The organism is Aegicerativicinus sediminis (assembly GCF_015476115.1).
GTDB lineage: Bacteria > Bacteroidota > Bacteroidia > Flavobacteriales > Flavobacteriaceae > Aegicerativicinus > Aegicerativicinus sediminis.
Window position 1 is genome coordinate 937,698 of record NZ_CP064295.1, and the last position, 25,593, is coordinate 963,290.

Genomic DNA, 25,593 nt, shown 5'->3' on the forward strand with positions numbered 1-25,593 from the left:
TTTTAATTAGGAACGTTTTTACGTTTATAAAGGGGAACAGATGAACATGCCTCACCGTACATTATAGATTTGGCAACGCTCTGTAGTTTATTAACTATTTGCAAATAAGCATTTTTTGGAACAGGTTTATGGGAACAACCTTTTACAATTACAGGTTTATCCCGATAAGGCTCCATGTCCATATTGCTGATTAAAGGATTGTAAATTGCAGTTTCTAAACTTTCTTCATCGCCTTCAATTACCAATTTTGCGATCGGATTTAAATAAGTTGAAACTAAAGCATAAGCCCAAATTGGGATAATAGCATCAGTTGAACAAGTTATTGCTACAAAGCTATCCCGGTATTGTTCCCAATCGTGATTATTCAATCCTTCTCGAAAATCCTTCTCACGAAGCACTAGGCCTTCATATAACCAATCCTTCAAATCAAAAATATGCCGTGGGCCGTCAACATAATAATCTTCTAGATCTAGAACCATTAATTTACTGAGTGCTACCCTATTTACAATCGTATCTGCCATGCTTCAAAAATAATTAAAATTCTATTTATACCCTTCTGCCTGCATAGTGAATAACTGTGCGTATAATTGATTGCTATCCATAAGCTGTTTATGGGTTCCAAGCTCTAGCACACTACCTTCATCAAGGACTAAAATCCTGTCAGCCTGCCTTACTGTGCTAAATCGGTGTGAAATAATAATACTAGTCTTATTTTCGGTTAATCCTATAAACCTTTCAAAAACATCCTTTTCGGCTTTAGCATCTAAAGCTGAAGTTGGTTCATCTAAAATCAAAACTTTGGCGTCTTTCATGTAAGCTCTTGCTAAAGCCACTTTTTGCCATTGTCCACCAGATAGCTCTATACCTTTATAGAAACGTTTGCCTAACTGTTGGTCATAGCCTTGCTTCATTTCATCGACAACCTCTTTCGCTAAACTCAATTCCGCAGCATTTTCGATTTTCTCTTGGTTATTAACCTCTGCTATATTACCTACCGCGATATTCTCTTTTAAAGTGAATTCATACCTAAAAAAATCTTGAAAGATAACCCCAAAATATTGCTGATAGGCTGCCTTGTTAAACTTGGTGATAGGAATATTATCCAATAATATTTGTCCCTTAGTGGGCTCATAAAACCTAAGAAGCAATTTTGTTAAAGTGGTTTTTCCCGCCCCATTCTGACCTACGAATGCCATTTTTTCTCCTGCCTTAATTCTAAAATTGATATCCTTTAAAATTTCAACATCGGAATTGGGATAAGTAAAATGAACATTTCTGAATTCAAAGCCAATGGTAATTTCTTCTGGCAAAGGGACTTCCTCAGATTTTATATCGTCAGTAGGCATATCGATAAATGTAAAGTAATCCTTTAAATAAAGGGCACTCTCAGTAATTCGTGTAAACTTTGAAAAGAAGCCTTGCAGGTTTCTCATTAAGTTATTGAAAGAGCCAGACAGAAAGGTTAATTCTCCCAAAGTAATCACTCCAGAAATTACACGTATAATGATAAAAATATAAGCTCCATAATAGCTCACCGATCCCAATAAATTGAAGACAAATCCCCAAGAACTTCTTTTTATCGCAAGTGTCTTATTAAGATTATAATACTGATTGGAAAGCTTTTTAAAACGTGTAACTATGAAATCGGTAAGGCCAAAAAGCTTTATTTCCTTAGCAGTTCTGTCATTTGCTCCGATGAAACGAAGGTAATCCAATTCTCGTCTCTCAGAAGTCCAACTTCTTGCCAAGCTATACTGTTGCTGGCTAAACCAAATTTCATTAAAAAAAGCAGGTATAACGCTTAAAATGAGTAACAGAATAAGGATGGGCTCAAAATAAACCAGTCCCGCGATTAAGGTTCCAATAGAAATTAAACTTTGTGCCTCACCCAACACATTAGACATCAGTGCTACTCTGCCAGAAGTCTGCATTCGAGCTCTTTCTAGACTATCATAAAAGTCTGGATCCTCTAAAAGACTAATATTTATTTCTTTGGTCTTTTCAATAATTTTTACTGAAGATGCAATGGAATAGGCATCACCCAACAATCCGTCTGTCAGAGAAATAGCCCGACTCATTAAATCAGACAGGATTACCAAGAAAAACTCCAATGCAACAAAGGTCCAGAGCCTGTTGAGATCACCATCTTCTACACTAGCCTGAAAAACAATCTCATCTATTATAATCTTACCAACCCATAATATGGAAACTGGTAAAATGGCGCCAATTAAACGACACAAAGCTGATGCCAAAAATAGCTTCGGACTTGTCTTCCATATTTCCTTAAAAAATCTAGGAAGATATGTTAGTGCATTGAAGGAAGACTTCAGGTTGGTCTTACCTGAATCTTTTAAAGATTTTGGACCTTGCCTAGGCACCCTTAACAATCATTAAAGTAGGCCTAATTCTAATTTGGCCTCTTCACTCATAAGATCTTGACTCCATGGCGGATCGAATGTAATTTCCACCTCAGCAGATTTTACTTCATCAATAGATTTAATCTTCTCTTCAACCTCCAAGGGAAGTGTTTCTGCCACAGGACAGTTTGGTGTTGTGAGTGTCATCAATATTTTTACATCACGATCCTCGTTCACAAACACATCATATATTAGACCTAATTCGTAAATATCTACTGGTATTTCTGGGTCAAAAATAGTCTTTAAAACCCTTACTATTTTTTCTCCCAATGCGTTGGTATCTATTGTAGTTTCCATGTTAATTCATCTGGGTTTGGTATGCCAAGGCATACATCTTCAATTGCTTAATCATACTTACAAGACCATTGGCCCTGGTTGGTGACAAATGTTCCTTTAGGCCAATTTCATCAATAAATTTAGTATCTGCCTCAAGAATATCTTTAGGGTTTTGGTTGGAGAATACTCTAATTAGAATAGCTATAATTCCTTTTGTGATAATTGCGTCGCTATCTGCTGTAAAGACCACTTTGTCCTCCTTCATTTCAGAATGTACCCAAACTCGACTTTGGCAACCTTTTATAAGATGGTCTTCAGTTTTATATTGGTCTTCAATCAACGGCAAAGATTTCCCTAAATCAATCATGTATTGATAGCGTTCTTCCCAATTTTCAAACATGGAAAACTCCTCGATGATTTCTTCTTGAATTTCTTTTATCGTCATATGCTATATTTAACACAAAAATACAAACTATCTAATGGTCTAAATAGGTATTCTTCAGATTACTAATGAAATTTAAGGTTTCTTTAAACTGTTTTGGGGGATTATCCTTATCAAATGTTTGAGACTTAATTTCATTACCATTTATATAAACTGCCAAATTGGTCATGGCAGAACCATCGAATTGATAATATTTAGATGGAGGAATAACTTTAGTAATTTCCACAATGGGAATTTGTTCAACCAGGGATTCCAAATTTTCCCATTTCGCCGTAGAAATTGGCTTTGCAAATTTGAAATCGGGCCGCTTCTTTTCAAAATAAATTGAATCATTAGAAATACGAAGTTTTTCATAGAACCCTCTGCTAGAGGATTCGATCAGGATAGAATCTAATTCAACCTGTTGATCTATCGGACTAATACTGTTTCCATAGTACTTTTTTGAAGATATGCAACTAGCAAATACTATTAAAATAAGGGGCAGTTTTCCCATTGACAATTTTTTTCAAATTACTCGCAAAAAGAGAGCCAAAAATATTTAGGAAAGCATGGCCTTTGCCTTTTTAACTCCCTCAACCAAACTATCTATTTCTTTAAAAGTGTTGTAGAATGCCAAGGAAGCCCTAACGGTTCCAGGGATTTGGTAAAAATCCATAATGGGCTGGGCACAATGGTGACCAGTTCTAACGGCAATTCCCATATTGTCTAAAAGTGTACCAATATCATAAGGATGTATGCCATCTATGTTGAAAGATATTACAGAAGTCTTATTTGATGATGGGCCATATATTTTTAATCCTTCAATTTCCAATAACCTTTCTGTGGCATATTCGAGCAGCTCATGCTCGTAGGTTTCAATTTGTTTAAAACCTATTTCAGTCATATATTCTACTGCTTTTCCAAAGGCAATTGCTCCACAGACATTAGGAGTACCGGCTTCAAATTTATGCGGAAGATCGGCGTAAGTAGTTTTTTCGAATGTAACTGTAGCAATCATCTCACCACCTCCTTGATAAGGGGGCAGCTTATCTAACCAAAACTTTTTACCATAAAGCGCACCAATACCTGTAGGACCACACATTTTATGACCAGAAACTACATAGAAATCGACATCTAATTTCTGCACATCTGGTTGAATATGAGGGGCGGCCTGAGCACCATCAACTAAAACAGCAGCATCCGCATTATGTGCCAACTCGATTATTTCTTTGATTGGGTTAATTGTCCCCAATGCATTTGAGACATGGTTAACAAAAACCAATTTGGTTCGGTTATTCAATAGAGATTTATAGGTGTTCAACTGCAATTCACCTTCCTCTGTTATTGGAATTACTTTTAATATAGCACCAGTCTTTTCGCAAAGCATTTGCCAAGGAACAATATTACTATGATGTTCCAAAGCAGAAACAATTATTTCATCACCCTCTTTCAGTAACGATTCAAACCCATTGGCCACCAAATTTATGCCGTGCGTTGTACCTGAGGTAAAAATAATTTCCTCTCTGTGTTCTGCATTAAAATGGTTTTTGAGAATGTCTCGTGCCATTTCAAACGCATCGGTAGCTTTCTGACTCAAATAATGAACTCCCCTATGGATATTAGCATTATAATTTGAGTAATAATCGACTATTACATCCATAACCTGTTTTGGAGTTTGGGATGTAGCCGCATTATCTAAATATACCAAAGGTTTCCCATGCACCTTCGTTGAAAGAATCGGGAAATCGTGTCTTATTTTTTCAACGTCGAACATGGGAATAAATAAATTTTTGAAAGGTATTGTCTGGTAAATTAAAGGTCAAAACCAATGTTAACCCCTAGCTTATTTGCGATAATTTTATTGATGCGTTGTTTAAGGACAGGAATCTTTACTGAATTCATAACGTCGTCCGTAAAGGCATACATCAAAAGAGCTTTCGCTTCTTTCGGCGGAATACCGCGACTTCTCAGATAGAACATGGCATCATCATCTAACTGACCAATAGTACAACCATGAGAACATTTTACATCGTCGGCAAAAATTTCCAATTGGGGTTTTGTATTAATCGATGCGCTATCGCTTAACAATAGATTATTATTAGCTTGAAAAGCATTTGTCTTCTGCGCTATTTTGTCTACAATAATTTTTCCATTGAAAACACCTGTAGATTTTTCATCGAAAATACCTTTGTAATCTTGGTGACTTTCACAATTAGGTTGTGTATGTTCAACCAACGTATTATGGTCTACATGCTGATTACCTTCTAAAATCGTAACTCCCTTCAATGTAGAATCTATATTCTCTCCATTTTGGGTGAAATTGAGATTGTTTCTTATCAACTGTCCCCCAAGAGAAAATGTATGCACAGATGCTTGGCTTTGCCTCTTTTGTTTGATGAAGGTATTATCAATTAAAGATGCATTCTCTTTATCATTCTGAATTTTATAATAATCCACCACAGCCCTTGTAGCAGTAAAAATCTCAGTAACACTATTGGTTAGGATAGGGTGCTCTGTTAAACTTTGGTGACGCTCAATAATCTGTACATGCGAATTTTCATCAACAATAACCAAATTTCGCGGTTGTAACATTAAAGCCGCTTCATTACCCGTAGCAAAATGGATAATTTGAATTGGTTTTTCAACCAATTTATTCTTGTGTATATGAATAAATGCACCTTCCATTGAAAATGCAGTGTTTAAAGAAGCAAGACTATCAGAATTGGCAGCTTTATTGAAGTAATGCTCAATAATTGGTCTGTATTTAGGTTTAGTCAATGCAGCTGACATTAAGCAAACGTCTATACCATCATGTGTTGTTTGCGATAAATAGGAAGAGTATTTCCCGTCTATAAAAACGATTTTATAGGTATCTATATCATGAAGGAAATACTTCTTAACATCCCCATACTCTAAAGCAGGCTCTTGCTTTGGAAATACACTGTAGTCGTATTTCAAAATTTTGTTTAAGCTAGTATACTTCCATGCCTCATCACGTTTGGTCGGAAAGCCTTTTTCCTCGAACGATTTTATTGCCTTACTTCTAATTTCGTGGACAGGATTGTCTACATCCACTAAATTTTCGAAGGCCATAAATGATGAAACCAGTTTTTCCTTTAAATCCATTTCAACTACTGCTTAAAATTCTTTTATGTTTAATTTGAAACAATTAAACGTTTACCTCATCTTTAATCCAATCGTAACCTTTAGCCTCTAACTCTAGAGCTAAATCTTTGTCACCACTCTTCACAATTTTACCGTTGTGCAAAACGTGCACAAAATCTGGAACGATATAATCCAAAAGTCTTTGGTAATGTGTAATTACAATAACTGCGTTGTCTTTAGAACGCAATTTATTTACACCATTCGCAACAATTCTTAAGGCATCAATATCCAAACCAGAATCAGTTTCATCCAAAATTGCCAATTTTGGTTCTAACATGGCCATTTGGAAAATTTCATTTCGCTTTTTCTCACCACCAGAAAAACCTTCGTTTAGTGACCTAGAAAGAAACTTACGATCAATGTCTAACAATTCTGATTTCTCACGGATTTTCTTCAACATTTCATTAGCAGGCATATCCTCTAAACCCTGTGCCTTACGTGTTTCATTAATGGCAGTTTTCATGAAATTAGTAACGCTAACTCCTGGAATTTCAACAGGGTATTGAAAGGATAGGAAAATGCCTTTATGAGCTCTTTCTTCTGGAGCCAACTCATCTATATTTTCACCCTCAAACAAGATGCTTCCTTCTTCCACCTCATAATCTTCTTTACCAGCGATTACCGAAGCCAATGTACTTTTACCTGAACCATTTGGCCCCATTATAGCATGAACTTCTCCTGGATTTACTTCTAGGTTGATACCTCTTAAGATGGCCTTGTCTTCAACACTAGCGTGTAAGTTGTCTATTTTTAACATTCAGATTATTTTTTCTATTTAACTATATTTCTTGTTAATTTACTATTGCTTCTGCTTTCTCGTCTGGGTAAACATTAACAATTTCTTCAACTTCAATGCTGTAATCCCATCCTTCTACATTTTCAGCTTTAGGAATTAATTTACCTCGTATTCCAACGCTTATCATATCGGTTGGATCAGATTTAAAAGGCTGAACCAAGCTATCCAATTGCCTTATTTTTTCATTAACCACTACCCCATAAACCGTCTGCCCTGTATTCAACACAGCCGCATTATCAAAATAAAGGAAGTCCCCCGTAAACAAAATCAAACCGTCACTTTGTTTATCGGTCTTATTAATATTTGACTCAGTTAGGTTATCGTCAATCAATTTCTCATCATTATCTTCAGATTGTTTGCATCCTGAAATGAATAAAATAACGACAATGATTAAAATGAAATTATGAAACTTCATGAGGTTCAAAAATTATCTATCCAACGGAACCTTCTAGACTGATTTCTAACAATTTTTGGGCTTCCACTGCAAACTCCATTGGCAATTTATTAAGCACTTCCTTGCTAAATCCATTAACAATTAAGGCTATAGCTTTTTCTGTATCTATCCCTCTTTGGTTGCAATAAAAAATTTGATCTTCCCCAATTTTACTTGTGGTTGCCTCATGCTCAATTCGGGCGCTCTTATTTTTTGCCTCTATATACGGAAAGGTGTGTGCACCACATTCGTTACCCATCAATAAACTGTCACACTGGGAAAAATTACGAGCATTTTCTGCACGAGAATGAACCTGAACCAAACCTCTGTAGGAATTCTGTGATTTTCCTGCTGAAATACCTTTGCTAATGATTGTTGATTTGGTGTTTTTACCAAGGTGAATCATTTTTGTACCAGTATCGGCTTGTTGGAAATTATTAGTAACAGCGATAGAATAAAATTCTCCAACTGAGTTATCTCCTTTCAAAACGCATGAGGGATATTTCCATGTAATGGCAGATCCTGTTTCAACCTGTGTCCAAGAAATCTTTGCGTTCTTTTCGCATAAACCTCTTTTGGTAACAAAGTTGTAAACTCCACCCTTACCTTTAGAATCCCCAGGAAACCAGTTTTGTACTGTACTATATTTTATCTCGGCATCATCTAAAGCAATTAACTCCACTACAGCAGCGTGCAATTGGTTTTCATCACGGCTTGGTGCCGTACAACCCTCTAAGTAGCTAACATAACTTCCCTCATCTGCAATTACCAGTGTACGCTCGAATTGACCTGTACCTGCTTGGTTAATCCTGAAATACGTTGAGAGTTCCATTGGGCAACGGACTCCTTTAGGGATATAACAAAAACTGCCATCACTGAATACAGCAGAATTTAAAGCAGCATAAAAATTATCTTTTTTCGGAACGACACTTCCAATATATTTTTTAACCAATTCAGGGTGTTCCTTAATTGCCTCGGAAATTGAGCAAAATATGATGCCTTTTTCCGCCAAGGTTTTTTTAAAGGTTGTAGTTACAGAAACCGAATCAACTACTACATCCATGGCCACGCCAGCGAGACGTTTTTGTTCCTCAAGGGAGATTCCTAATTTCTTGAATGTTTCAAGCAACTCAGGATCGACCTCATCCAAACTATCTAGTTTTGGTTTTTTGGAAGGTGCGGAATAATAGGAGATTGCCTGAAAATCAGGTTTCTTATAACTAACATTTGCCCATTCAGGCTCCATCATTTCAAGCCAACCCCTGAAAGCTTCCAAACGCCATTCGGTCATCCATTCTGGCTCTTCTTTCTTCGCAGAAATAGCACGCACAACATCTTCATTAAGTCCAACCGGGAAGGTTTCAGACTCAATGTTTGTGTAAAATCCGTATTCGTACTCTTTAGTTTTAAGTTCTTCCCTTAAATCGTCTTCTGTATACTTACTCATTTCTATTTTTTAAAGTGAAAAACTTTCTCCACACCCACAGGTTCTGCTGGCATTAGGATTTTTAAAAACGAAACCTGTACCATTTAACCCTCCGCTATAATCTAAAGTGGTGCCTATTAAGTATAGAAAGCTTTTTTTGTCTACAATTATTCTAACCCCGTTATCCTCAAAAACCTTATCTCCTTCTTGTTGAGAGTTATCGAATTTTAAATCATATGAAAGTCCTGAGCAACCACCACTTTTCACACCCACTCGCACGAAATCGGTATTACTGTTGAAGCCATCATCCTGCATCAATTCAATAACTTTCTTTTTAGCTGTTTCTGAAACTTTAATCATGTGTTCAATTATAACCTTTTGTTTAAAACCCGATTAATAACTTATCGCTTAGTAAATACTAATACTTTAAGATACAATTTATTAAGACAGTTTCTAAATAGTTTGCAAAGATAATTCATTTTAACCTTATTTCAAGGCATTGTAACATTATCTTAATGAATGACAATATTGCTTTAGGCAATGGAAAACTAAAGGGTTAATTGGATTTCTGAATTTCAGGTTTCTTAGTATTATCTTTGCCACATGATAGAAGATAAAAATCCACAGCGAACTCCTTTAAGTGAAATGGGAGAATTTGGTCTAATAGATCACCTTACAAGGAATTTTCAAATCAATAATCCCTCTACATTATTTGGAGTTGGTGACGATGCGGCTATATTAGATTTAAGCGCTGGAGCAACGGTAGTAAGCACCGATTTATTGATAGAAAATGTCCATTTCGACTTAAGTTACGTACCATTAAAACATCTGGGCTATAAAGCTGTAATGGTTAATCTTTCCGATATCTATGCAATGAATGCCAAGGCAACACAGATAACTATATCCATTGCAGTATCAAACAGATTTCCTGTTGAAGCACTGGAAGAGCTTTACTCTGGTATAGAATTGGCATCTAAGGTATACGGAGTAGATGTGGTTGGCGGAGATACTTCCTCTTCTAATGTTGGAATGATTTTATCTGTTACTGCTATGGGTATAGCCTCTAAAGACAAAATAGTGAAACGCTCTGGTGCCCAGGTAAATGATCTGTTGGTTGTTTCTGGCGATATTGGCGGTGCATATTTGGGACTTCAGGTTCTTGAACGCGAAAAGGAAGTTTTTAAAGTCAATCCTAGAAACCAACCAGATTTAACACCCTATTCTTATATCATAGAACGCCAGTTAAAACCAGAGGCTCGTAAAGATATTGTGGAACTTCTTGAGAAATTGGATGTTACACCAACCTCAATGATCGATATTAGTGATGGCCTTTCTTCCGAAATAATCCATTTATGCAAAAATAGCAAGGTAGGGGTTGAACTCTATGAAAATAAAATACCACTAGACCAACAAGTAATCTCAACCTGTGAAGAGTTTAATTTAGACAGTACCACCGTGGCCCTAAGTGGGGGGGAGGATTACGAATTATTGTTTACTATAAAACAGGATGATTTCCCCAAAATAAAGGGCAATCCAAATTTAACAGTAATTGGATACATAACAGAACCTAGCAATGGCATGTATTTGGTTACTAGAGGAGAAACAAAGGTGCCAATTATAGCAAGGGGCTGGAATGCGATGACTGGTTCCGAAAAAGAGGAAAATCAAGAAAATGCGGACTGAGTAAACCCAGCAGGATTCCTTCTTACCATTCTACGCGCATAGATATCTTCCAAAATTTTGTTGATTTCGCGATATTTAGGAGTTAGCTCTGTAAGATGCCCATCTCCATCGGTAGTAAGTTGTTTTTTACAGCATCTACAAGTATATTCTTTAACATGAGAAGTCACCTTTTTTGAAACCTCATATTTATGTCCGAAAATATCGCAGAATATCTTCATGGATGTCTGATTTGAAGTAGATTTTTTCATGACGTTTAGAATTAGGATTTCTAACTTAGGAAATGAATTAATAAAACTTGTTAAAAAGCTACAATTTTTCGATGAATTGCATTATTTTGTAAGTTATTTCTTTCTTTTCTTCAATAAATCCCATATGCCCGCCTTCGAGAAGTGAAAAATCAACATTCAGCCGTTCAAGATATTCCCTTTGAATATCAGCACTCAATATTGAATCTTCCTTTCCTAATATTACAAAAGATCTGCTTTTAAATCGATCCAGAACATGTACTCGGTTCGGTCTATTTTTCATTCCAATTATCGCAGCCACCACATTTTCAACTGACATATTTAACGCATGTGATTGTAACTCAGCTATTCTTGAAGCATATTTAAATCTGTTGCTCTCTGAAAATAAAATAGGAATGGCTATAGATAAAAATAAGGGCATATCCTTTTTAACCGCTTCTGCTGCCCGATCTCGATCCACTTTTTTGGAGGCATTATCCTCTAAGGCAGTGGAATTGATAAGACAGATACCTCTAACTTTTTCTGGATAATTGTCTGCAAAGGCTAAGGTTACATAACCTCCCATGGAATGACCAAGCACAATTGCCTCCTTAATAGTAAGTCCCTCCAATAATGCAAGTACGGCTTCAGCCATTAGATCCATCGTATGGACATCAGCTACCGAACCAGTATCACCATGACCCAAAAGATCGATTAAAATAACTTTATATTTAGAAGTAAGTGTTTCGGATAAGTCCTTCCAGATAGACATATCCTCTAAAAAGCCATGGAGAAAAACCAAGGCCGGTCCTTCTCCATGTACCCAATAATGTATTTCTGCACCTTTGAAATTGATTGTCATAAATTTCTATGAATTCATCATGTCTTCAATTTCCTCAACTTCTATAGGAATATTACGCATTAAATTGAATGGCTCTCCAGTTGATTGTATGACTACATCATCCTCTAGGCGAATACCAAATCCTTCTTTTGGAATATAAATCCCAGGCTCAACAGTAAATACCATATTCGCCTCCATAGGCTCATGCAACAAACCATAATCATGTGTGTCTAGCCCCATATGATGTGATGTGCCATGCATAAAATACTTTTTGTAGGCAGGCCAATCAGGATTTTCATTTTGAACATCAGCCTTATCAAGCAACCCTAATCCTAGCAATTCACTTGTCATCATTTTACCGACCTCTACGTGATATTCAGCCCAATCCGTACTAGGAACCAACATTTTTGTCGCTTCATTCTTTACCCTCAACACCGCGTTATAAACTTCTTTCTGCCTTGCAGAAAATTTACCTGAAACTGGAATGGTTCGCGTCATATCGCTACTATAATTACCATATTCGGCACCAACATCAAGGAGCAATAAATCCCCCGCTTTACATTGTTGGTTATTTTGCACATAATGAAGAACATTAGCGTTATTCCCAGATGCGATTATTGGTGTATAGGCAAAGCCCTTGGATCTATTTCGTATAAACTCATGCAAGAATTCCGCCTCGATTTCAAATTCCCAAACACCTGGCCTCACAAAATCTAAAATCCGTCTGAATCCTTTATTAGTAATATCGCAAGCTTGCTGAATCACGTCAATTTCAAGGGGATCCTTTATAGATCGCAAATGCTGGAGTATAGGATTACTCTTTGCAACGTTGTGTGCTGGGTAAGTTTCCTTAAGCCATTTTATAAACCTTGCCTCTCGTGTTTCTGTTTCAACGCTAGACCTGTAATGCTCATTGGTATTTAAATAAACCGTTTCACATTGCGTCATCATCTCAAAAAAGATCTTTTGAAAATCTTTTAACCAATAAACTGTTTCTATTCCGCTTAATTGAGTGGCCGCTTCCTTAGTAAGTTTCTCACCTTCCCAAATTGCAATATGTTCATTGGTTTCCCTAACGAATAATACCTCCTTGTGTTTGGCCTTGGGGCAATCTGGAAAAATAACCAATATGCTCTCCTCCTGATCTACTCCGCTTAAATATAGAATATCTCGATGTTGCTGAAAAGGCATTGTGCTATCGGCACTTATGGGATATATATCATTAGAATTAAAAACCGCAAGGCTATTCGCCTTCATTCTGGCGGCAAAATTGTTTCGGTTCTTAATGTAGAAACTCTTTTCTATGGGTGTATATTTCATTGTAAAAATTTTGCATAAAGTTAAATAGAATTGAATCCTTTATCAAAAAAGTAAAAAAAGTATATTTGTCAAAATTGCTTAACTTATTTTCAAGTGTTTATGAAAGATTCTCCTAAGGCATTAATACTTTTTATGTCATTATTATTTTATGGAATCTCCTTTGGGCAACTAATGATTGAAGTACCATTGGAAAAGCAGGTAGCTGAATCGGAGGCTATTGTTGAGGGAAAGGTTATTGACAGTAAGAGTTACTGGGACGATAGTTATAACACTATTTATACAGCTCATACAATAAAAGTCTATAAGGTTTTCAAAGGCAGTGTTGTAAATGAAATTACTTTGGTTACCCAAGGTGGGGTAATAGGATTAGAAGCACAGGTAGTAAGACCAAGTTTGAGCCTAAGAAAAGATGATATTGGTGTATTTGTATTGAAAATTTTTACAAATGGACTCTCTAATGCAAATGTTTCAAAAATGTTTGCTCCTCAAATGGGTATTCAAAGCTATTTTGCTTATAATCTTTTTGAAGATACAGCTGTAAATCCTTTTGCAAAGATTCAAGGTATAGAAGATAAATTTTACCCATTCTTGACTTCATTAACGAAAACGTCAATGACGGATTTAAATACGGTTGATTTGGCATCGCAAATTTCCCAACTTAAAAATTCCCAGAGATCATCACTTGCCATAAATAGTTTTACCCCTACAACTTCTACCGGAGGAACCCAAAGCAAATTAACCATTTCAGGGGTTGGATTTGGAACACAAAAGGGGGAGGTTTATTTTGCTAATGCAGATGATGGCGGAGCAACCTATATTAAAGCCTATGATGCCCAAATAATCAGCTGGAATGATATTAAAATTGAGGTTGAAATTCCATCTAAGGCGGGCACTGGACGAATACGAGTCATAACAGCCTCCAATACCACTTTTAATTCCACCCAAACCCTTACAATTAATTATTCATTTGCAAATGTGGGTTATAATTTAGCAGATTCAAGTGCTGACCCGAACGATGATTATCAAACACAATTAGCAGAATATAATTCGGATGGAGGATACGAGTTTTTGTTAAACACCAATTTGGAATCTAATCCACAAGCAGCAAATATCTTTAGAACGTCCATTCAAGAATGGACATGTGTTTCGGATGTAAATTTTGTAGTAAATTCCACTACGACCAATTTAGGCAAAGCTAATGACGGGAATAATGTTATAATCTTTGGCCCACTTGACTCGGGCACTCTTGGAACAACCTATTTAAGTTATACTGGATGTATAAAGCCAGCTACCAATAATGAAATCATTTGGTTTCCTGTGGATATGGATATTGTATTTAATAATGACAACATAAATTGGTATTTTGGTGCGGGTAATCCAAGCCAATCGCAGTACGATTTCAAATCTGTTGCCATACATGAAATAGGCCACGCACATCAACTAGAACATATTATAGACTCTGGCGCTATTATGCACTATGCCATCCAAAACGGAGCTACCAATAGAACCTTTGAAGCCAATGATGTATTGGCAGCTGAAACCATGGTTAATAGAAGTGTAATTCTACCTTGCACAACTTCTTCAATTACATCGGCAATGACTAGATTGGATTGCGCATTAAGCATTAAGGATCTTGCGCTAGAAGGAATTTCAATTTATCCTAACCCAGTTTCCAATAATTTAATAATAAAAAATAAATCAGTCAGAAGTCTTAAAAAGGCAGAAATTTATGATATCCAGGGTAGATTTGTGAGTTCTCACTTGCTTGAAAACAACTCAACGCCAAATGAAATTTCTGTATTACAATTAAGCAACGGACTTTATTTCCTAAAATTATTTTCAGATTCAGGCAATTCTAATATTAAATTTGTGGTCTCTAAATAAACATTCTACTTACTAATGAAATTATCTAATTTTTTGTTGGCGGTTTTATTGGGCGCCAGTTTTTCTTTTGCACAACCCACAGCATCCTCGTTAGGAGAACTTCAAAATTCTATTATTAATTTAAAATCAGAGGAAAGTTCTTCTCTTGTTAAAAACATTGAATTCACAAATATTGGCCCAACTGTTATGAGTGGGAGAGTTGTGGACTTAGCGGTGAACCCTGATAATTCTACTGAATTTTATGTCGCTTATGCCTCTGGTGGATTATGGTATACAAACAATAATGGTATATCCTTTGAACCTGTCATGGATAATTCCAACACCCAAAATATCGGAGCCATAGCAGTTGATTGGAAAAACAATATTATTTGGGTTGGCACAGGTGAAACAAATGCATCACGCTCTTCTTATGCTGGGATAGGCCTATTAAGATCTAAAGATAAAGGGGAAAGCTGGGAAAATGTAGGATTACAAGACTCACATCATATCGGGAAAATTTTAATAAATCCTAACAATCCAAATGAGGTAGTGGTTGGTGTCACAGGACATCTTTATTCTGAAAGTAATGATCGTGGCATTTATAAAACTACCGATGGAGGCCTAAATTGGTCTCACACCCTTTTTGTTGACCCAGCCACCGGAATTATTGATCTTCAAATGGCCCCTGAGGATTTTAGGGTAATGTATGCATCCTCTTGGACCAAAGATCGAAAAGCATGGAATTTTGATGGCAATGGTGAAAATTCCGCAATTTACAAGAGTACTGATGCAGGAAGTAGCTGGCAGAAACTTACTACGCCTGAGAGTGGTTTTCCTACAGGAACAGGGGTTGGCAGAATAGGGTTGGCGGTTTTTAATGAAAATATTATTTACGCTATTCATGACAATCAATTTCACCGACCTAAAACGGAAGTGAAAAAGCCATCTGATGAGTTGCAGAAAGACGACTTTAAAAATATGTCTAACCGAGAGTTTCTAAATCTGGACAATTCTAAATTAAATAGGTTCTTGAAGCAAAATGGTTTTCAAGAAAAATACAGGGCAGAGAATGTTAAGAATTTGGTAGAAAGCGGAGTTGTGAAACCAGCTGATTTGGCTTTATATTTAGAAGATGCCAATGCCCAACTATTCGATACACCTGTGATTGGAGCAGAAGTATTTATAAGTGAAAATGGGGGGCGCACCTGGTCTAAAACTCACGAAGGCTACTTGGATGATCTCTATTATAGTTATGGTTATTATTTTGGTCATATACATGTTTCTCCAAAAAACAGAGACCATATCTATGTATATGGAGTGCCAATCTTATCTTCAAAAGATGGTGGAAAAACTTATAAATCTATTGATGCCGAAAATGTTCATGCCGACCATCATGCATTATGGATAGATCCTAAAAATCCAAACCATTTGATAAACGGAAATGACGGTGGTGTTAACATAACTTATGATGATGGAAAACATTGGTTAAAAAACAATACCCCTTCCGTTGGTCAATTTTATGCGATAAATGTGGACAATGAAAAACCTTACAATGTTTATGGTGGCCTTCAAGATAATGGCGTTTGGAAAGGGCCAAATAATCATGTAGAAAATTATAGCTGGTACGATTCAGGTGATTATCCTTGGAAAAGACTAATGGGTGGTGATGGTATGCAAGTTCAAATTGACAATAGAGATTCTAATATTGTGTACACAGGTTTTCAATTTGGAAATTATTATCGTCTCAACTTAAAAACTGGAGAAAGAGCTTACATCCAACCAAAACACGAATTAGGAGATTCTCCTTATCGCTTTAATTGGCAAACACCAGTTCTTCTTTCTTCACATAACCAAGATATTGTTTATTTCGGCGCCAATAAATTATTGCGTTCTTTAGACAAAGGCAATACCTGGTCTGTGATTAGTCCAGATTTAACGAATGGAGGAAAGAAAGGAAATGTGGCTTATGGAACTATAACTTCAATTTCTGAAAGTCCATTTCAATTTGGTTTGATTGTAGTTGGAACAGATGATGGGAATATTTATGTTGGTAATGGGGGTATAACCGAGTGGAAAAAAGTTGGGGATTCGTTGCCTCAAGACCAATGGGTATCAAGAGTTGTTGCTTCACAACATAACAAGAATAGAATTTATGTAACCTTAAATGGTTACAGGTGGGATGATTTTACTCCCTATGTTTATGTATCGGATGATTTAGGTGAAACCTGGAAATCTATTGCGGCTAACATTCCTGCATCTCCAGTGAATGTCATTAAAGAGGATCCTTCAAATGAAGATATATTGTATTTAGGCACTGATAATGCTGCCTACGTAAGTATGGATAGAGGTGAAACTTGGCAGATGTTTTCAAATGGTTTGCCGAAGGTTGCTATTCACGATTTAGTGATACAACCCCAAGCAAATGATTTGTTGTTAGGCACCCACGGCCGCAGTATTTATAAGACAAATGTTGTTCCTATTCAGCAAATGGCTGGCAAAGATCTTAATAAGAGCTTTGTAATTTTTAAAGTGGACGATATTAGAAAAAGAAACTTTTGGGGTAGGTCTTTCAGTCAATGGTCTGAACCGGTGGAACCTTCAACAACCATCAATTATTATTCTAGCGAAGAGCGAGTAGTAATTTTCGAGCTAACTTCAGAAAAAGGCACCTTATTGACCACATTCCGAGCGAATGCTGAGAAAGGGTTTAATTCAACAAAATTTGATCTAAGTATACCAGAAAAAGGACGTAATGCCTTGGAAAAAGAAAATAACAAGGTTAAAATTCCTAAAGCAGAAAACGGTAAATTTTACCTGCCAGAAGGTTCATATAAAATAAAGGCAAACGGGCAAGAAGTGCCTTTAGTCATAAAATAATAGATTAGATTGGTTGTAAATTAACAACCCTTAACACAATTATGGATACTAGTTTTTGTGCAAATGTTTTGTACAAAGTATCTTTGTAAGGATAAAACTACCAACATTAAATGAGCGGATTTCTTAAATCTTCGATCGGAAGAAAAGTTGCTATGGCGCTTTCTGCATTCTTCCTAATGATATTTTTGTTACAGCACTTCATAATTAATTTTACTTCAGTTATTAGTGCTGATATTTTTAACGAGGTATCACACTTTATGGGCACCAATTGGCTGATTCAATTTATTATGCAGCCAATACTCATATTTGCAGTGGTATTCCATTTTGTAATGGGATTTGTGTTAGAAATTAAAAACAAGGCTGCCCGCCCAATCGGTTATGCCCAAAAAGTGGGTTCTGCAAATTCATCTTGGATGAGCAGAAATATGATTTGGTCGGGAGGTTTCATTTTAATTTTCTTAATAATCCATTTTATTGACTTTTGGATCCCAGAAATAAACACAAAGTATCTAAACGGGGATATGTCGGGGCTTTTGGCAGATGGCGATGGATATCGCTATTATGAAGAATTGGTGCACAAGTTTGAAGCACCATGGAGGGTAGGCTTATATTGTCTTGGATTTATTTTCCTTTCACTCCATCTTTTGCATGGTTTTATGTCTGCGTTTCAATCAGTTGGAGCAAATAACAAATATGTAAAATCTCTTACCGGATTTGCAAAGGCTTATGCAATATTAATTCCTTTGGGTTTTATATTAATTGCTCTATTTCATCATATTAATGGTCATTAAATTCCATTTAGCATGGCATTAGATTCTAAAATACCAGCTGGTCCTCTTGAAGATAAATGGACCAACCATAAAAATAAAATTAACTTGGTTAACCCAGCCAATAAACGTCTCATTGATGTTATTGTGGTTGGAACAGGTTTGGCGGGGGGTTCTGCGGCAGCAACCTTGGCTGAACTAGGGTATAACGTAAAAGCTTTTTGCTTTCAAGATTCTCCAAGACGCGCACATTCAATTGCTGCTCAAGGGGGTATTAATGCGGCCAAAAACTATCAAGGTGATGGCGATTCCGTTTACAGATTATTTTATGATACTGTAAAAGGTGGTGATTACCGTAGCCGTGAAGCCAATGTATATAGATTAGCAGAAGTTTCTGCAAATATTATAGATCAGTGCGTTGCTCAAGGTGTTCCATTTGCAAGAGATTATGGTGGACTATTAGACAACCGATCGTTTGGTGGTGTTTTAGTCTCGAGAACTTTTTATGCAAAGGGCCAGACCGGCCAACAATTGCTTTTAGGATGCTATTCTGCAATGAATCGTCAAATTGCCCGAGGGAAAATAACAATGTACAACAGACATGAGATGTTAGACGTAGTTATTGTTGATGGAAAAGCACGTGGAATTATCGCTAGGGATTTAGTAACTGGTAAAATCGAACGACATTCTGCCCACGCTGTGGTGCTTGGAACTGGTGGATACGGAAATGTTTTCTACCTCTCAACCAATGCCATGGGAAGTAATGTTACGGCCGCGTGGAAGGCGCACAAAAGAGGAGCCTTTTTTGCAAATCCGTGTTATACTCAAATCCACCCAACTTGTATACCGGTTTCTGGTGACCACCAGTCTAAATTAACCTTAATGTCTGAATCTCTGAGGAATGACGGAAGAATTTGGGTTCCTAAGAATATGGATGATGCAGAAGCTGTTAGAAAAGGAAAATTGAAGCCAACAGATATTCCTGAAGAAAATAGAGACTATTATTTAGAACGTAGGTATCCTGCTTTCGGAAACCTAGTTCCTAGGGACGTTGCATCTCGCGCTGCCAAGGAACGATGTGATGCAGGTTATGGAGTTAATGCCACTGGCGAAGCGGTATTCTTAGATTTCGCCGCCGCAATTCAGCGTTATGGCAAAGAACAAGCTCACATCAAGGGATTGGATGAAAACGATAGAAGTTTAGTTACAAAACTTGGAAAGGATGTAATCAAAGCGAAGTACGGTAACCTTTTCCAGATGTACGAAAAAATTGTTGATCAAAATCCATATGAAACCCCAATGATGATTTACCCAGCAGTTCATTATACTATGGGAGGATTATGGGTTGATTATAACCTGATGACAAATGTTAAAGGTCTTTATTGTATCGGAGAGGCTAATTTCTCAGATCATGGAGCCAATCGTTTGGGAGCCTCAGCATTAATGCAAGGATTAGCAGATGGCTATTTTGTATTGCCTTATACTATTGGGGATTATCTTTCTAACGATATTAGAACTGGGAAAATCCCAACCGACAATCCAGAATTTGATGCTGCCGAGAAGCAGGTTACAGACCTATTGGAAAAACTTATCAATAACAAAGGCAAAAACTCCGTAGACCATTACCATAAGAAATTAGGTAAAATTATGTGGGATAAGGTCGGAATGGCAAGAAATGCTGAAGGCTTAAAAGAAGCAATTAAGGAAATTAAAGCTCTTAGGGAAGAATTCTGGAATGATGTTTATATTCCTGGTGGTGAAAATGAATACAACGAAGAGTTAGCCAAAGCAACAAGAGTAGCAGATTTTCTTGAATTAGGAGAACTTTTTGCTAAAGATGCACTCCATAGAGAAGAGTCATGCGGCGGACATTTTAGAGAAGAATACCAAACCCCAGAGGGTGAAGCCCTTAGAAGACCTGAATTTCAATATGTTGCCGCTTGGGAATATACAGGTGACCCAAGTGAGGAAATTCTTCATAAAGAAGACTTAGAGTATAAAAATATAGAAGTTAAAGAACGTAGTTATAAATAAAACTATGAAGTTACTATTAAAAATATGGCGTCAACCAAATGCCGCCACCAAAGGTAAACTTATTGGATATACCCTTTCCGATGTCTCTCCAGATATGTCTTTTTTGGAAATGTTGGATGTTCTAAACCAACAACTCATAGATAAAAATGAGGAGCCTGTTGTATTTGACCATGACTGCCGGGAAGGTATTTGCGGTGCGTGTTCATTACAAATAAACGGTAGACCTCATGGACCAGATTTCGGTGTAACGACTTGTCAACTTCATATGAGGAAATTTAAGGACGGAGATACTATCGTAATTGAACCATTTCGAGCCAAAGCTTTTCCGGTAATTAAAGACCTTATCGTAGATAGGTCTGCATTTGACCGTATACAACAGGCTGGTGGATATATTTCCGTAAACACTTCTGGAAACACCCAAGATGCAAATGCAATACCGGTAAATAAGCATGATGCGGATGATGCATTTGATGCAGCAACTTGCATTGGTTGTGGAGCTTGTGTAGCAGCATGTAAAAATGCCTCTGCCATGTTATTCACCTCAGCAAAAGTTTCGCAATTTGCTCTGTTACCACAAGGTAAAATTGAAGCAACCCGAAGAGTATTGAATATGGTCCAGCAAATGGATGATGAAGGATTTGGCAATTGCACCAATACTGGAGCATGTGAAGTGGAATGCCCTAAAGGAATTTCCCTTGAAAACATTGCACGGATGAACAGAGAATATCTTAGTGCATCTGTTGAAGGATAAAACTTTTAAACGATAATTTTTAAATCCCATTAGGTAACTATTGGGATTTTTTGTTTCTATTTTTACAGCATGCAAACATCCCCAAGAGAATACTATCTCAGCCGAATAAAAGATTTTGAAATTGAAATTGCCAATCAAAAAAAGAAACTCGGTTGGTTAAGCTTTTCGAGAATCTTAACTTTTATACTTATTATTACTGCTACCTATTTTTTATTTGGCAATTGGGCAATCTTAATTCCAATCGGCTTAACCGTAATAACACTATTTCTAATATTAATCCATCGCTATAACAATCTAAAGCGGGAATTTACCATTAGTAAAGAATTACTGTTATTAAACCAGGAGGAAATAGAGGTATTAGACTGGAAGTTTGATCACCGCGATGGTGGAAATGAGTTTATTGATACTTCACATCCCTTTAGCTATGACATCGATTTGTATGGGCATGGTTCTTTTTTCCAGTATATGAATAGGACGTCTTTAAAGAGTGGCAAAAAATTCCTGTCAGCTCAATTAAATTCTAATTCTATCGAAGGAATACAAGATCGACAAAAATCTATAATTGAACTTCAGAATACGCCTGATTGGCGTCAACGGTATTCAGCTATAGCTAAATTGATCAACGATAAATTTACCACACAGCAAATTACCAATTGGATTGTAAATTACAATCCCTTTTTAAACAAGGCGCACTACATTCTAGCCATAGTATTCACTTTTATATCCCCTATTTTAATTGTTTTAACTGCACTTCAAACCGTCGGACCGAATCTTTTAGGTTATTGGCTATTAGGGGGGCTTATAATTACAGGGTCACAACTAAAAAAAATCAATGTCTTATCAGATAAGTGCTCAAAGTCAATTGATACATTTCAAAATTATGCACATCTCATAGATTTAATAGAAAAAAGAGAATTCTCTTCAAAAGAGCTTCAAGCACAATCCTTTAGACTTAATTATAAAAACAAAAAAGCCTCTTTAGAAATAAAGAAATTTTCTAAAATCCTTGATGCCTTCGACAACAGAAATAATTTAATTTCTGCAATCTTTGGCAACGGCTTATTTCTTTATGATTTATGGCAGGTTAGGCGAATCGAAAACTGGATCAAAATCAATAACACATCTATTTCTACTTGGTTTGAAGTGGTTCATTTCTTTGATGCATATAATTCCTTAGGAAATTTCTCATTTAATCATCCAAACTTTAATTTTCCAACCGTTGATCGAGAATCCGAAAATACAATTTCCGCAACAAATCTGGGACATCCACTAATAAGGCCTGAAGTACGAATTAATAGTGACCTAACAATTCAAACTGAACAGTTCTTCATTGTAACTGGGGCGAATATGGCAGGAAAGAGCACATTTTTAAGAAGTGTATCTCTATTTATAATAATGGCCAACTCTGGACTTCCTGTTTGTTCCGATAGAAGCATTTATAGACCTATAAAATTGATTACATCAATGCGAACAAGCGATTCTCTTAGTGAGGAAAGTTCCTATTTCTTTTCTGAGTTGAGTAGGTTAAAAATAATTGTTGACAAACTTGAAAAGGAGAACTATTTCATCATTCTGGATGAAATTTTAAAAGGCACCAATAGCACGGATAAAGCGAAAGGTTCTAAAAAATTTGTTGAACGACTTGTAAATTTTAAAGCAACCGGAATTATTGCAACTCACGACTTAAGTTTATGTGAAGCCGCAAAGGAATCCCCAAACATCGAGAATTATTACTTTGATGCAGAAATAGTCGATGATGAATTATTTTTCGATTATCGCTTAAAAAAAGGAGTCTGCCAAAACATGAATGCCAGTTTCCTTTTGAAAAAAATGAATATAGTATAGTTATCCCTTGGAGTGAACCAATTTCATTTCTTCTATGATTCTACCTGCGCCTGCATACTTGTCGATAACAAAAAGAATATATCGCATGTCCACCATGATGTTACGACAAATACTAGGATCAAAATAATAATCACTCATTGTTCCTTCCCAAACCCGATCAAAATTCAATCCAATTAAGTTACCTTCACTATCGATAACTGGACTGCCAGAATTTCCTCCGGTGGTATGATTAGTGGCAATAAAACAAACCGGCAACTTCCCTTCCTTGGTTTTATAGTTACCATAATCCTTAGAGTTGAATAATTCAATTAGTTTTTCTGGCAAATCAAATTCATAGTCCCCTGGAATATATTTTTCCATTACACCTTCTAAGTGGCTAATTGGTTCATAATAAACTGCATCTCTTGGCTTATATCCTTTCACCTTCCCAAAAGAAACTCTTAAGGTGCTATTGGCATCTGGGAAAAAGCGATCTTCTTTAAAAACCTCTACTAATGCAGCCATGTACTGTTGTTGAACCGCACCTATCTGTGAGTTTAGCTCTTGAAACTTTGGATAAACCGAATTAAAATAATCTTCAATATAGGGTTCAACTAAAGCATAAGCTGGGTCTTGCTTAATATTTTCAATTACTACAGGTAAAGAGTCTTGTAATAGTTCTCTACCTTTTTGCAGGTCCGTAAACGCCGTTGTCTCATATATAGACACATCTACTTCATTTAAATAAAATGGCGCGATTGCCAAAAACACATCTTTATCAACCTTTGGGTTGAAATCTTTGAGCTTGTTGGAATAAAGTTCTAAAAATCGATCTCTTGCTGCGTCAAAGGCATTAGAACCCCTTTCCGAAGCACGTACAATACCATTTAGAGAAAACATAAGATTAAGCAATTCATTGTTATAGATAAAAAGCTCTAAAAATTTTCTGCGCTTTAAATTAATTGCAGCATAATCAGTATAAAGTCTATTAAATTCAGGTAAAATATGACCATATTTATCCTCTAAGTTTTCTTTCTTAAGGCGTTCAAGAAATTCTTGCTCTTTAAGTTTTTTAATATTCACTAAATCCACCTTTTCAAAACCCAATAATTCTCCTTTCCATCGCTTCCAAGAATTTGCAATTCTCGACTGTTTTGAAGCATATTGAATACGAATTGTGTCGTTCGCCATCATATACTTATCTATAACACCTAGCGAGGCATCCCTTATTGCTATTCCGGTAGGGTTAATGTCAGTAATGATATGCTCAATGGCCACTGAGGGCAAATATTCACTAGTAGTGCCCGGAAAACCAAATACAAGGGTAAAATCATTTTCAGAAATTCCGTCAAGGGATATTGGAAGGTAATGCTTAGGTTTGTAAGGCACATTATCCTCACTATAAGTTGCAGGTCGATTGTTCTTATCCGCATATATTCTAAACAAGGAAAAATCGCCAGCATGTCTAGGATATACCCAGTTATCAGTATCATTACCAAATTTCCCAATACTACTTGGAGGTGCACCAACTAATCTCACATCTTCATATCGTTCAGACACAAAAAGATAATAGGCATTGCCATCAAAAAAAGATTTTACCGCAGTACGTTGCCAAACTTCATGTGACCAATCATTTGCTATTTTGGCTCCCCTACTATTTATCTCTGCCTGGGTTAAATTAGTCCTTTCAATTTCACTTAAACCTGCGAACATAGCATCGGTGACATCATGGATACTAATTATAAAATCGACATATAAACCTTCATTTGGCAATTCATCCGCAGGCGATTCAGCCCAAAAACCATGTTTTAAGTAATCATTTTCCACAGAAGAATGTGATTGAATTTGTGAATACCCGCAATGATGGTTTGTTAAAATAAGTCCGGAAGATGAAATTACCGAGCTTGTACAGCCTCCATTAAAATGTCCAATGGCATCCTTTAGGCTACTTTGGTTTAAACTATAAATCTGCTGAGCACTTAATCGACTGCCCATTGCCTGCATCTGCTCCTCTATACTTCCACCAAGGTTTGAAGGAATCCACATACCCCCTTGTGGATAGGAACAAATAACGAATAGGAAAAATAAAAATCTAAATAGTTTCATGGGGAATGGTATTTAAAAAATGGTCTGTAAATATAATAAGCTAAGCATAAAAAAACCCCACTCGAAAAGAGCGGGGTTTAATATTTTAATAACAAAAAATCATTAAGCTTCGAAAGGAACTACAGAAACATATGATTTGTTATCTTTTCTTTTTTCAAATTTTACGATGCCATCTACTCTAGCATGTAATGTATGATCTTTACCAGCATACACATTTTCACCTGGATTATGTGCAGTACCGCGTTGTCTTACGATGATGTTCCCTGCAACAGCAGCTTGACCACCAAAAATTTTCACGCCAAGGCGTTTCGATTCTGATTCTCTACCGTTCTTGGAACTACCTACTCCTTTTTTGTGTGCCATGGTTTA

General features: G+C 36.4%; 23 protein-coding genes. 7 read left to right on the top strand and 16 right to left on the bottom strand.

The annotated features are described in order from the left end of the window. Nucleotides 1-2: 2 nt before the first annotated feature. The 11 genes from ISU00_RS04155 to ISU00_RS04205 are packed head-to-tail and all read right to left on the bottom strand — an operon-like array spanning nucleotide 3 to nucleotide 9,294. A complete protein-coding gene (locus ISU00_RS04155) occupies nucleotides 3-521 on the bottom strand; it encodes a DUF2480 family protein (protein ID WP_228852783.1) in 519 nt (172 codons plus the stop codon). Nucleotides 522-542: 21 nt separating this feature from the next. Next, nucleotides 543-2,378 carry an ABC transporter ATP-binding protein gene (locus ISU00_RS04160; protein WP_228852784.1) on the bottom strand — a complete coding sequence of 612 codons (1,836 nt, stop codon included), beginning with the start codon at nucleotides 2,376-2,378 and terminating at the stop codon, nucleotides 543-545. A gap of 12 nt (nucleotides 2,379-2,390) precedes the next feature. Next, nucleotides 2,391-2,714 (bottom strand): DUF59 domain-containing protein, encoded by a 324-nt coding sequence (locus tag ISU00_RS04165; protein WP_228852785.1) that lies wholly within the window; start codon nucleotides 2,712-2,714, stop codon nucleotides 2,391-2,393. A 1-nt stretch (nucleotide 2,715) separates the two neighbouring features. Continuing rightward, the gene (locus ISU00_RS04170) at nucleotides 2,716-3,138 is read right to left on the bottom strand and encodes a SufE family protein (RefSeq protein ID WP_228852786.1); all 423 of its coding nucleotides are present in this window, start codon (nucleotides 3,136-3,138) and stop codon (nucleotides 2,716-2,718) included. Between the two features lie 31 nt (nucleotides 3,139-3,169). Continuing rightward, a complete protein-coding gene (locus ISU00_RS04175) occupies nucleotides 3,170-3,628 on the bottom strand; it encodes a hypothetical protein (protein ID WP_228852787.1) in 459 nt (152 codons plus the stop codon). Nucleotides 3,629-3,673: 45 nt separating this feature from the next. Next, nucleotides 3,674-4,888 carry an aminotransferase class V-fold PLP-dependent enzyme gene (locus tag ISU00_RS04180; RefSeq protein ID WP_228852788.1) on the bottom strand — a complete coding sequence of 405 codons (1,215 nt, stop codon included), beginning with the start codon at nucleotides 4,886-4,888 and terminating at the stop codon, nucleotides 3,674-3,676. Between the two features lie 38 nt (nucleotides 4,889-4,926). Beyond that, on the bottom strand, nucleotides 4,927-6,240 hold the full coding sequence (gene sufD / locus ISU00_RS04185) for a Fe-S cluster assembly protein SufD (protein ID WP_228852789.1): 1,314 nt from the start codon (nucleotides 6,238-6,240) through the stop codon (nucleotides 4,927-4,929). Nucleotides 6,241-6,283: 43 nt separating this feature from the next. After that, nucleotides 6,284-7,036, bottom strand: a complete 753-nt coding sequence (gene sufC, locus ISU00_RS04190; RefSeq protein WP_228852790.1) for a Fe-S cluster assembly ATPase SufC — start codon at nucleotides 7,034-7,036, stop codon at nucleotides 6,284-6,286. 34 nt (nucleotides 7,037-7,070) lie between these two features. Next, complete coding sequence (locus ISU00_RS04195; protein ID WP_228852791.1) at nucleotides 7,071-7,490, bottom strand: hypothetical protein; 420 nt, start codon at nucleotides 7,488-7,490, stop codon at nucleotides 7,071-7,073. Nucleotides 7,491-7,506: 16 nt separating this feature from the next. Then, nucleotides 7,507-8,955 (bottom strand): Fe-S cluster assembly protein SufB, encoded by a 1,449-nt coding sequence (sufB, locus tag ISU00_RS04200; protein ID WP_228852792.1) that lies wholly within the window; start codon nucleotides 8,953-8,955, stop codon nucleotides 7,507-7,509. A gap of 9 nt (nucleotides 8,956-8,964) precedes the next feature. Then, nucleotides 8,965-9,294: a HesB/IscA family protein gene (locus tag ISU00_RS04205; protein WP_228852793.1), complete on the bottom strand. Its 330-nt coding sequence runs from the start codon at nucleotides 9,292-9,294 to the stop codon at nucleotides 8,965-8,967. 243 nt (nucleotides 9,295-9,537) lie between these two features. On the opposite strand from ISU00_RS04205, the gene thiL reads away from it, so the two are divergent. Then, a complete protein-coding gene (thiL, locus tag ISU00_RS04210) occupies nucleotides 9,538-10,617 on the top strand; it encodes a thiamine-phosphate kinase (RefSeq protein WP_228852794.1) in 1,080 nt (359 codons plus the stop codon). On the opposite strand, the gene ISU00_RS04215 is transcribed toward thiL, so the two are convergent. The 3 genes from ISU00_RS04215 to ISU00_RS04225 are packed head-to-tail and all read right to left on the bottom strand — an operon-like array spanning nucleotide 10,599 to nucleotide 13,002. Beyond that, a complete protein-coding gene (locus tag ISU00_RS04215; RefSeq protein ID WP_228852795.1) occupies nucleotides 10,599-10,865 on the bottom strand; it encodes a DUF1660 family phage protein in 267 nt (88 codons plus the stop codon). The two genes, thiL and ISU00_RS04215, sit on opposite strands and share 19 nt — an antisense overlap. A gap of 58 nt (nucleotides 10,866-10,923) precedes the next feature. Next, nucleotides 10,924-11,703, bottom strand: a complete 780-nt coding sequence (locus ISU00_RS04220; RefSeq protein ID WP_228852796.1) for an alpha/beta fold hydrolase — start codon at nucleotides 11,701-11,703, stop codon at nucleotides 10,924-10,926. A gap of 6 nt (nucleotides 11,704-11,709) precedes the next feature. Continuing rightward, nucleotides 11,710-13,002, bottom strand: coding sequence for an aminopeptidase P family protein (locus ISU00_RS04225; protein ID WP_228852797.1), 1,293 nt, complete (start codon nucleotides 13,000-13,002; stop codon nucleotides 11,710-11,712). A 132-nt stretch (nucleotides 13,003-13,134) separates the two neighbouring features. Between ISU00_RS04225 and ISU00_RS04230 the strand changes: the two genes are divergently transcribed. From ISU00_RS04230 to ISU00_RS04255, 6 genes are all read left to right on the top strand, one after another. Further along, nucleotides 13,135-14,886 (top strand): T9SS type A sorting domain-containing protein, encoded by a 1,752-nt coding sequence (locus ISU00_RS04230; protein ID WP_228852798.1) that lies wholly within the window; start codon nucleotides 13,135-13,137, stop codon nucleotides 14,884-14,886. 15 nt (nucleotides 14,887-14,901) lie between these two features. Beyond that, nucleotides 14,902-17,742 (top strand): VPS10 domain-containing protein, encoded by a 2,841-nt coding sequence (locus tag ISU00_RS04235; protein WP_228852799.1) that lies wholly within the window; start codon nucleotides 14,902-14,904, stop codon nucleotides 17,740-17,742. Nucleotides 17,743-17,852: 110 nt separating this feature from the next. Then, nucleotides 17,853-18,533: a succinate dehydrogenase cytochrome b subunit gene (locus ISU00_RS04240; RefSeq protein WP_228852800.1), complete on the top strand. Its 681-nt coding sequence runs from the start codon at nucleotides 17,853-17,855 to the stop codon at nucleotides 18,531-18,533. 12 nt (nucleotides 18,534-18,545) lie between these two features. Beyond that, nucleotides 18,546-20,543 carry a fumarate reductase/succinate dehydrogenase flavoprotein subunit gene (locus ISU00_RS04245; RefSeq protein ID WP_228852801.1) on the top strand — a complete coding sequence of 666 codons (1,998 nt, stop codon included), beginning with the start codon at nucleotides 18,546-18,548 and terminating at the stop codon, nucleotides 20,541-20,543. A 4-nt stretch (nucleotides 20,544-20,547) separates the two neighbouring features. Continuing rightward, nucleotides 20,548-21,294 (top strand): succinate dehydrogenase/fumarate reductase iron-sulfur subunit, encoded by a 747-nt coding sequence (locus ISU00_RS04250; protein WP_228852802.1) that lies wholly within the window; start codon nucleotides 20,548-20,550, stop codon nucleotides 21,292-21,294. Nucleotides 21,295-21,363: 69 nt separating this feature from the next. After that, entirely contained in the window at nucleotides 21,364-23,139 is a 1,776-nt protein-coding gene (locus ISU00_RS04255; RefSeq protein WP_228852803.1) for a MutS-related protein, read from the top strand. On the opposite strand, the gene ISU00_RS04260 is transcribed toward ISU00_RS04255, so the two are convergent. Beyond that, nucleotides 23,140-25,224, bottom strand: coding sequence for a S46 family peptidase (locus ISU00_RS04260; RefSeq protein ID WP_228852804.1), 2,085 nt, complete (start codon nucleotides 25,222-25,224; stop codon nucleotides 23,140-23,142). Between the two features lie 102 nt (nucleotides 25,225-25,326). After that, a complete protein-coding gene (gene rpmA / locus ISU00_RS04265) occupies nucleotides 25,327-25,587 on the bottom strand; it encodes a 50S ribosomal protein L27 (protein ID WP_228852805.1) in 261 nt (86 codons plus the stop codon). Nucleotides 25,588-25,593: the final 6 nt, after the last annotated feature.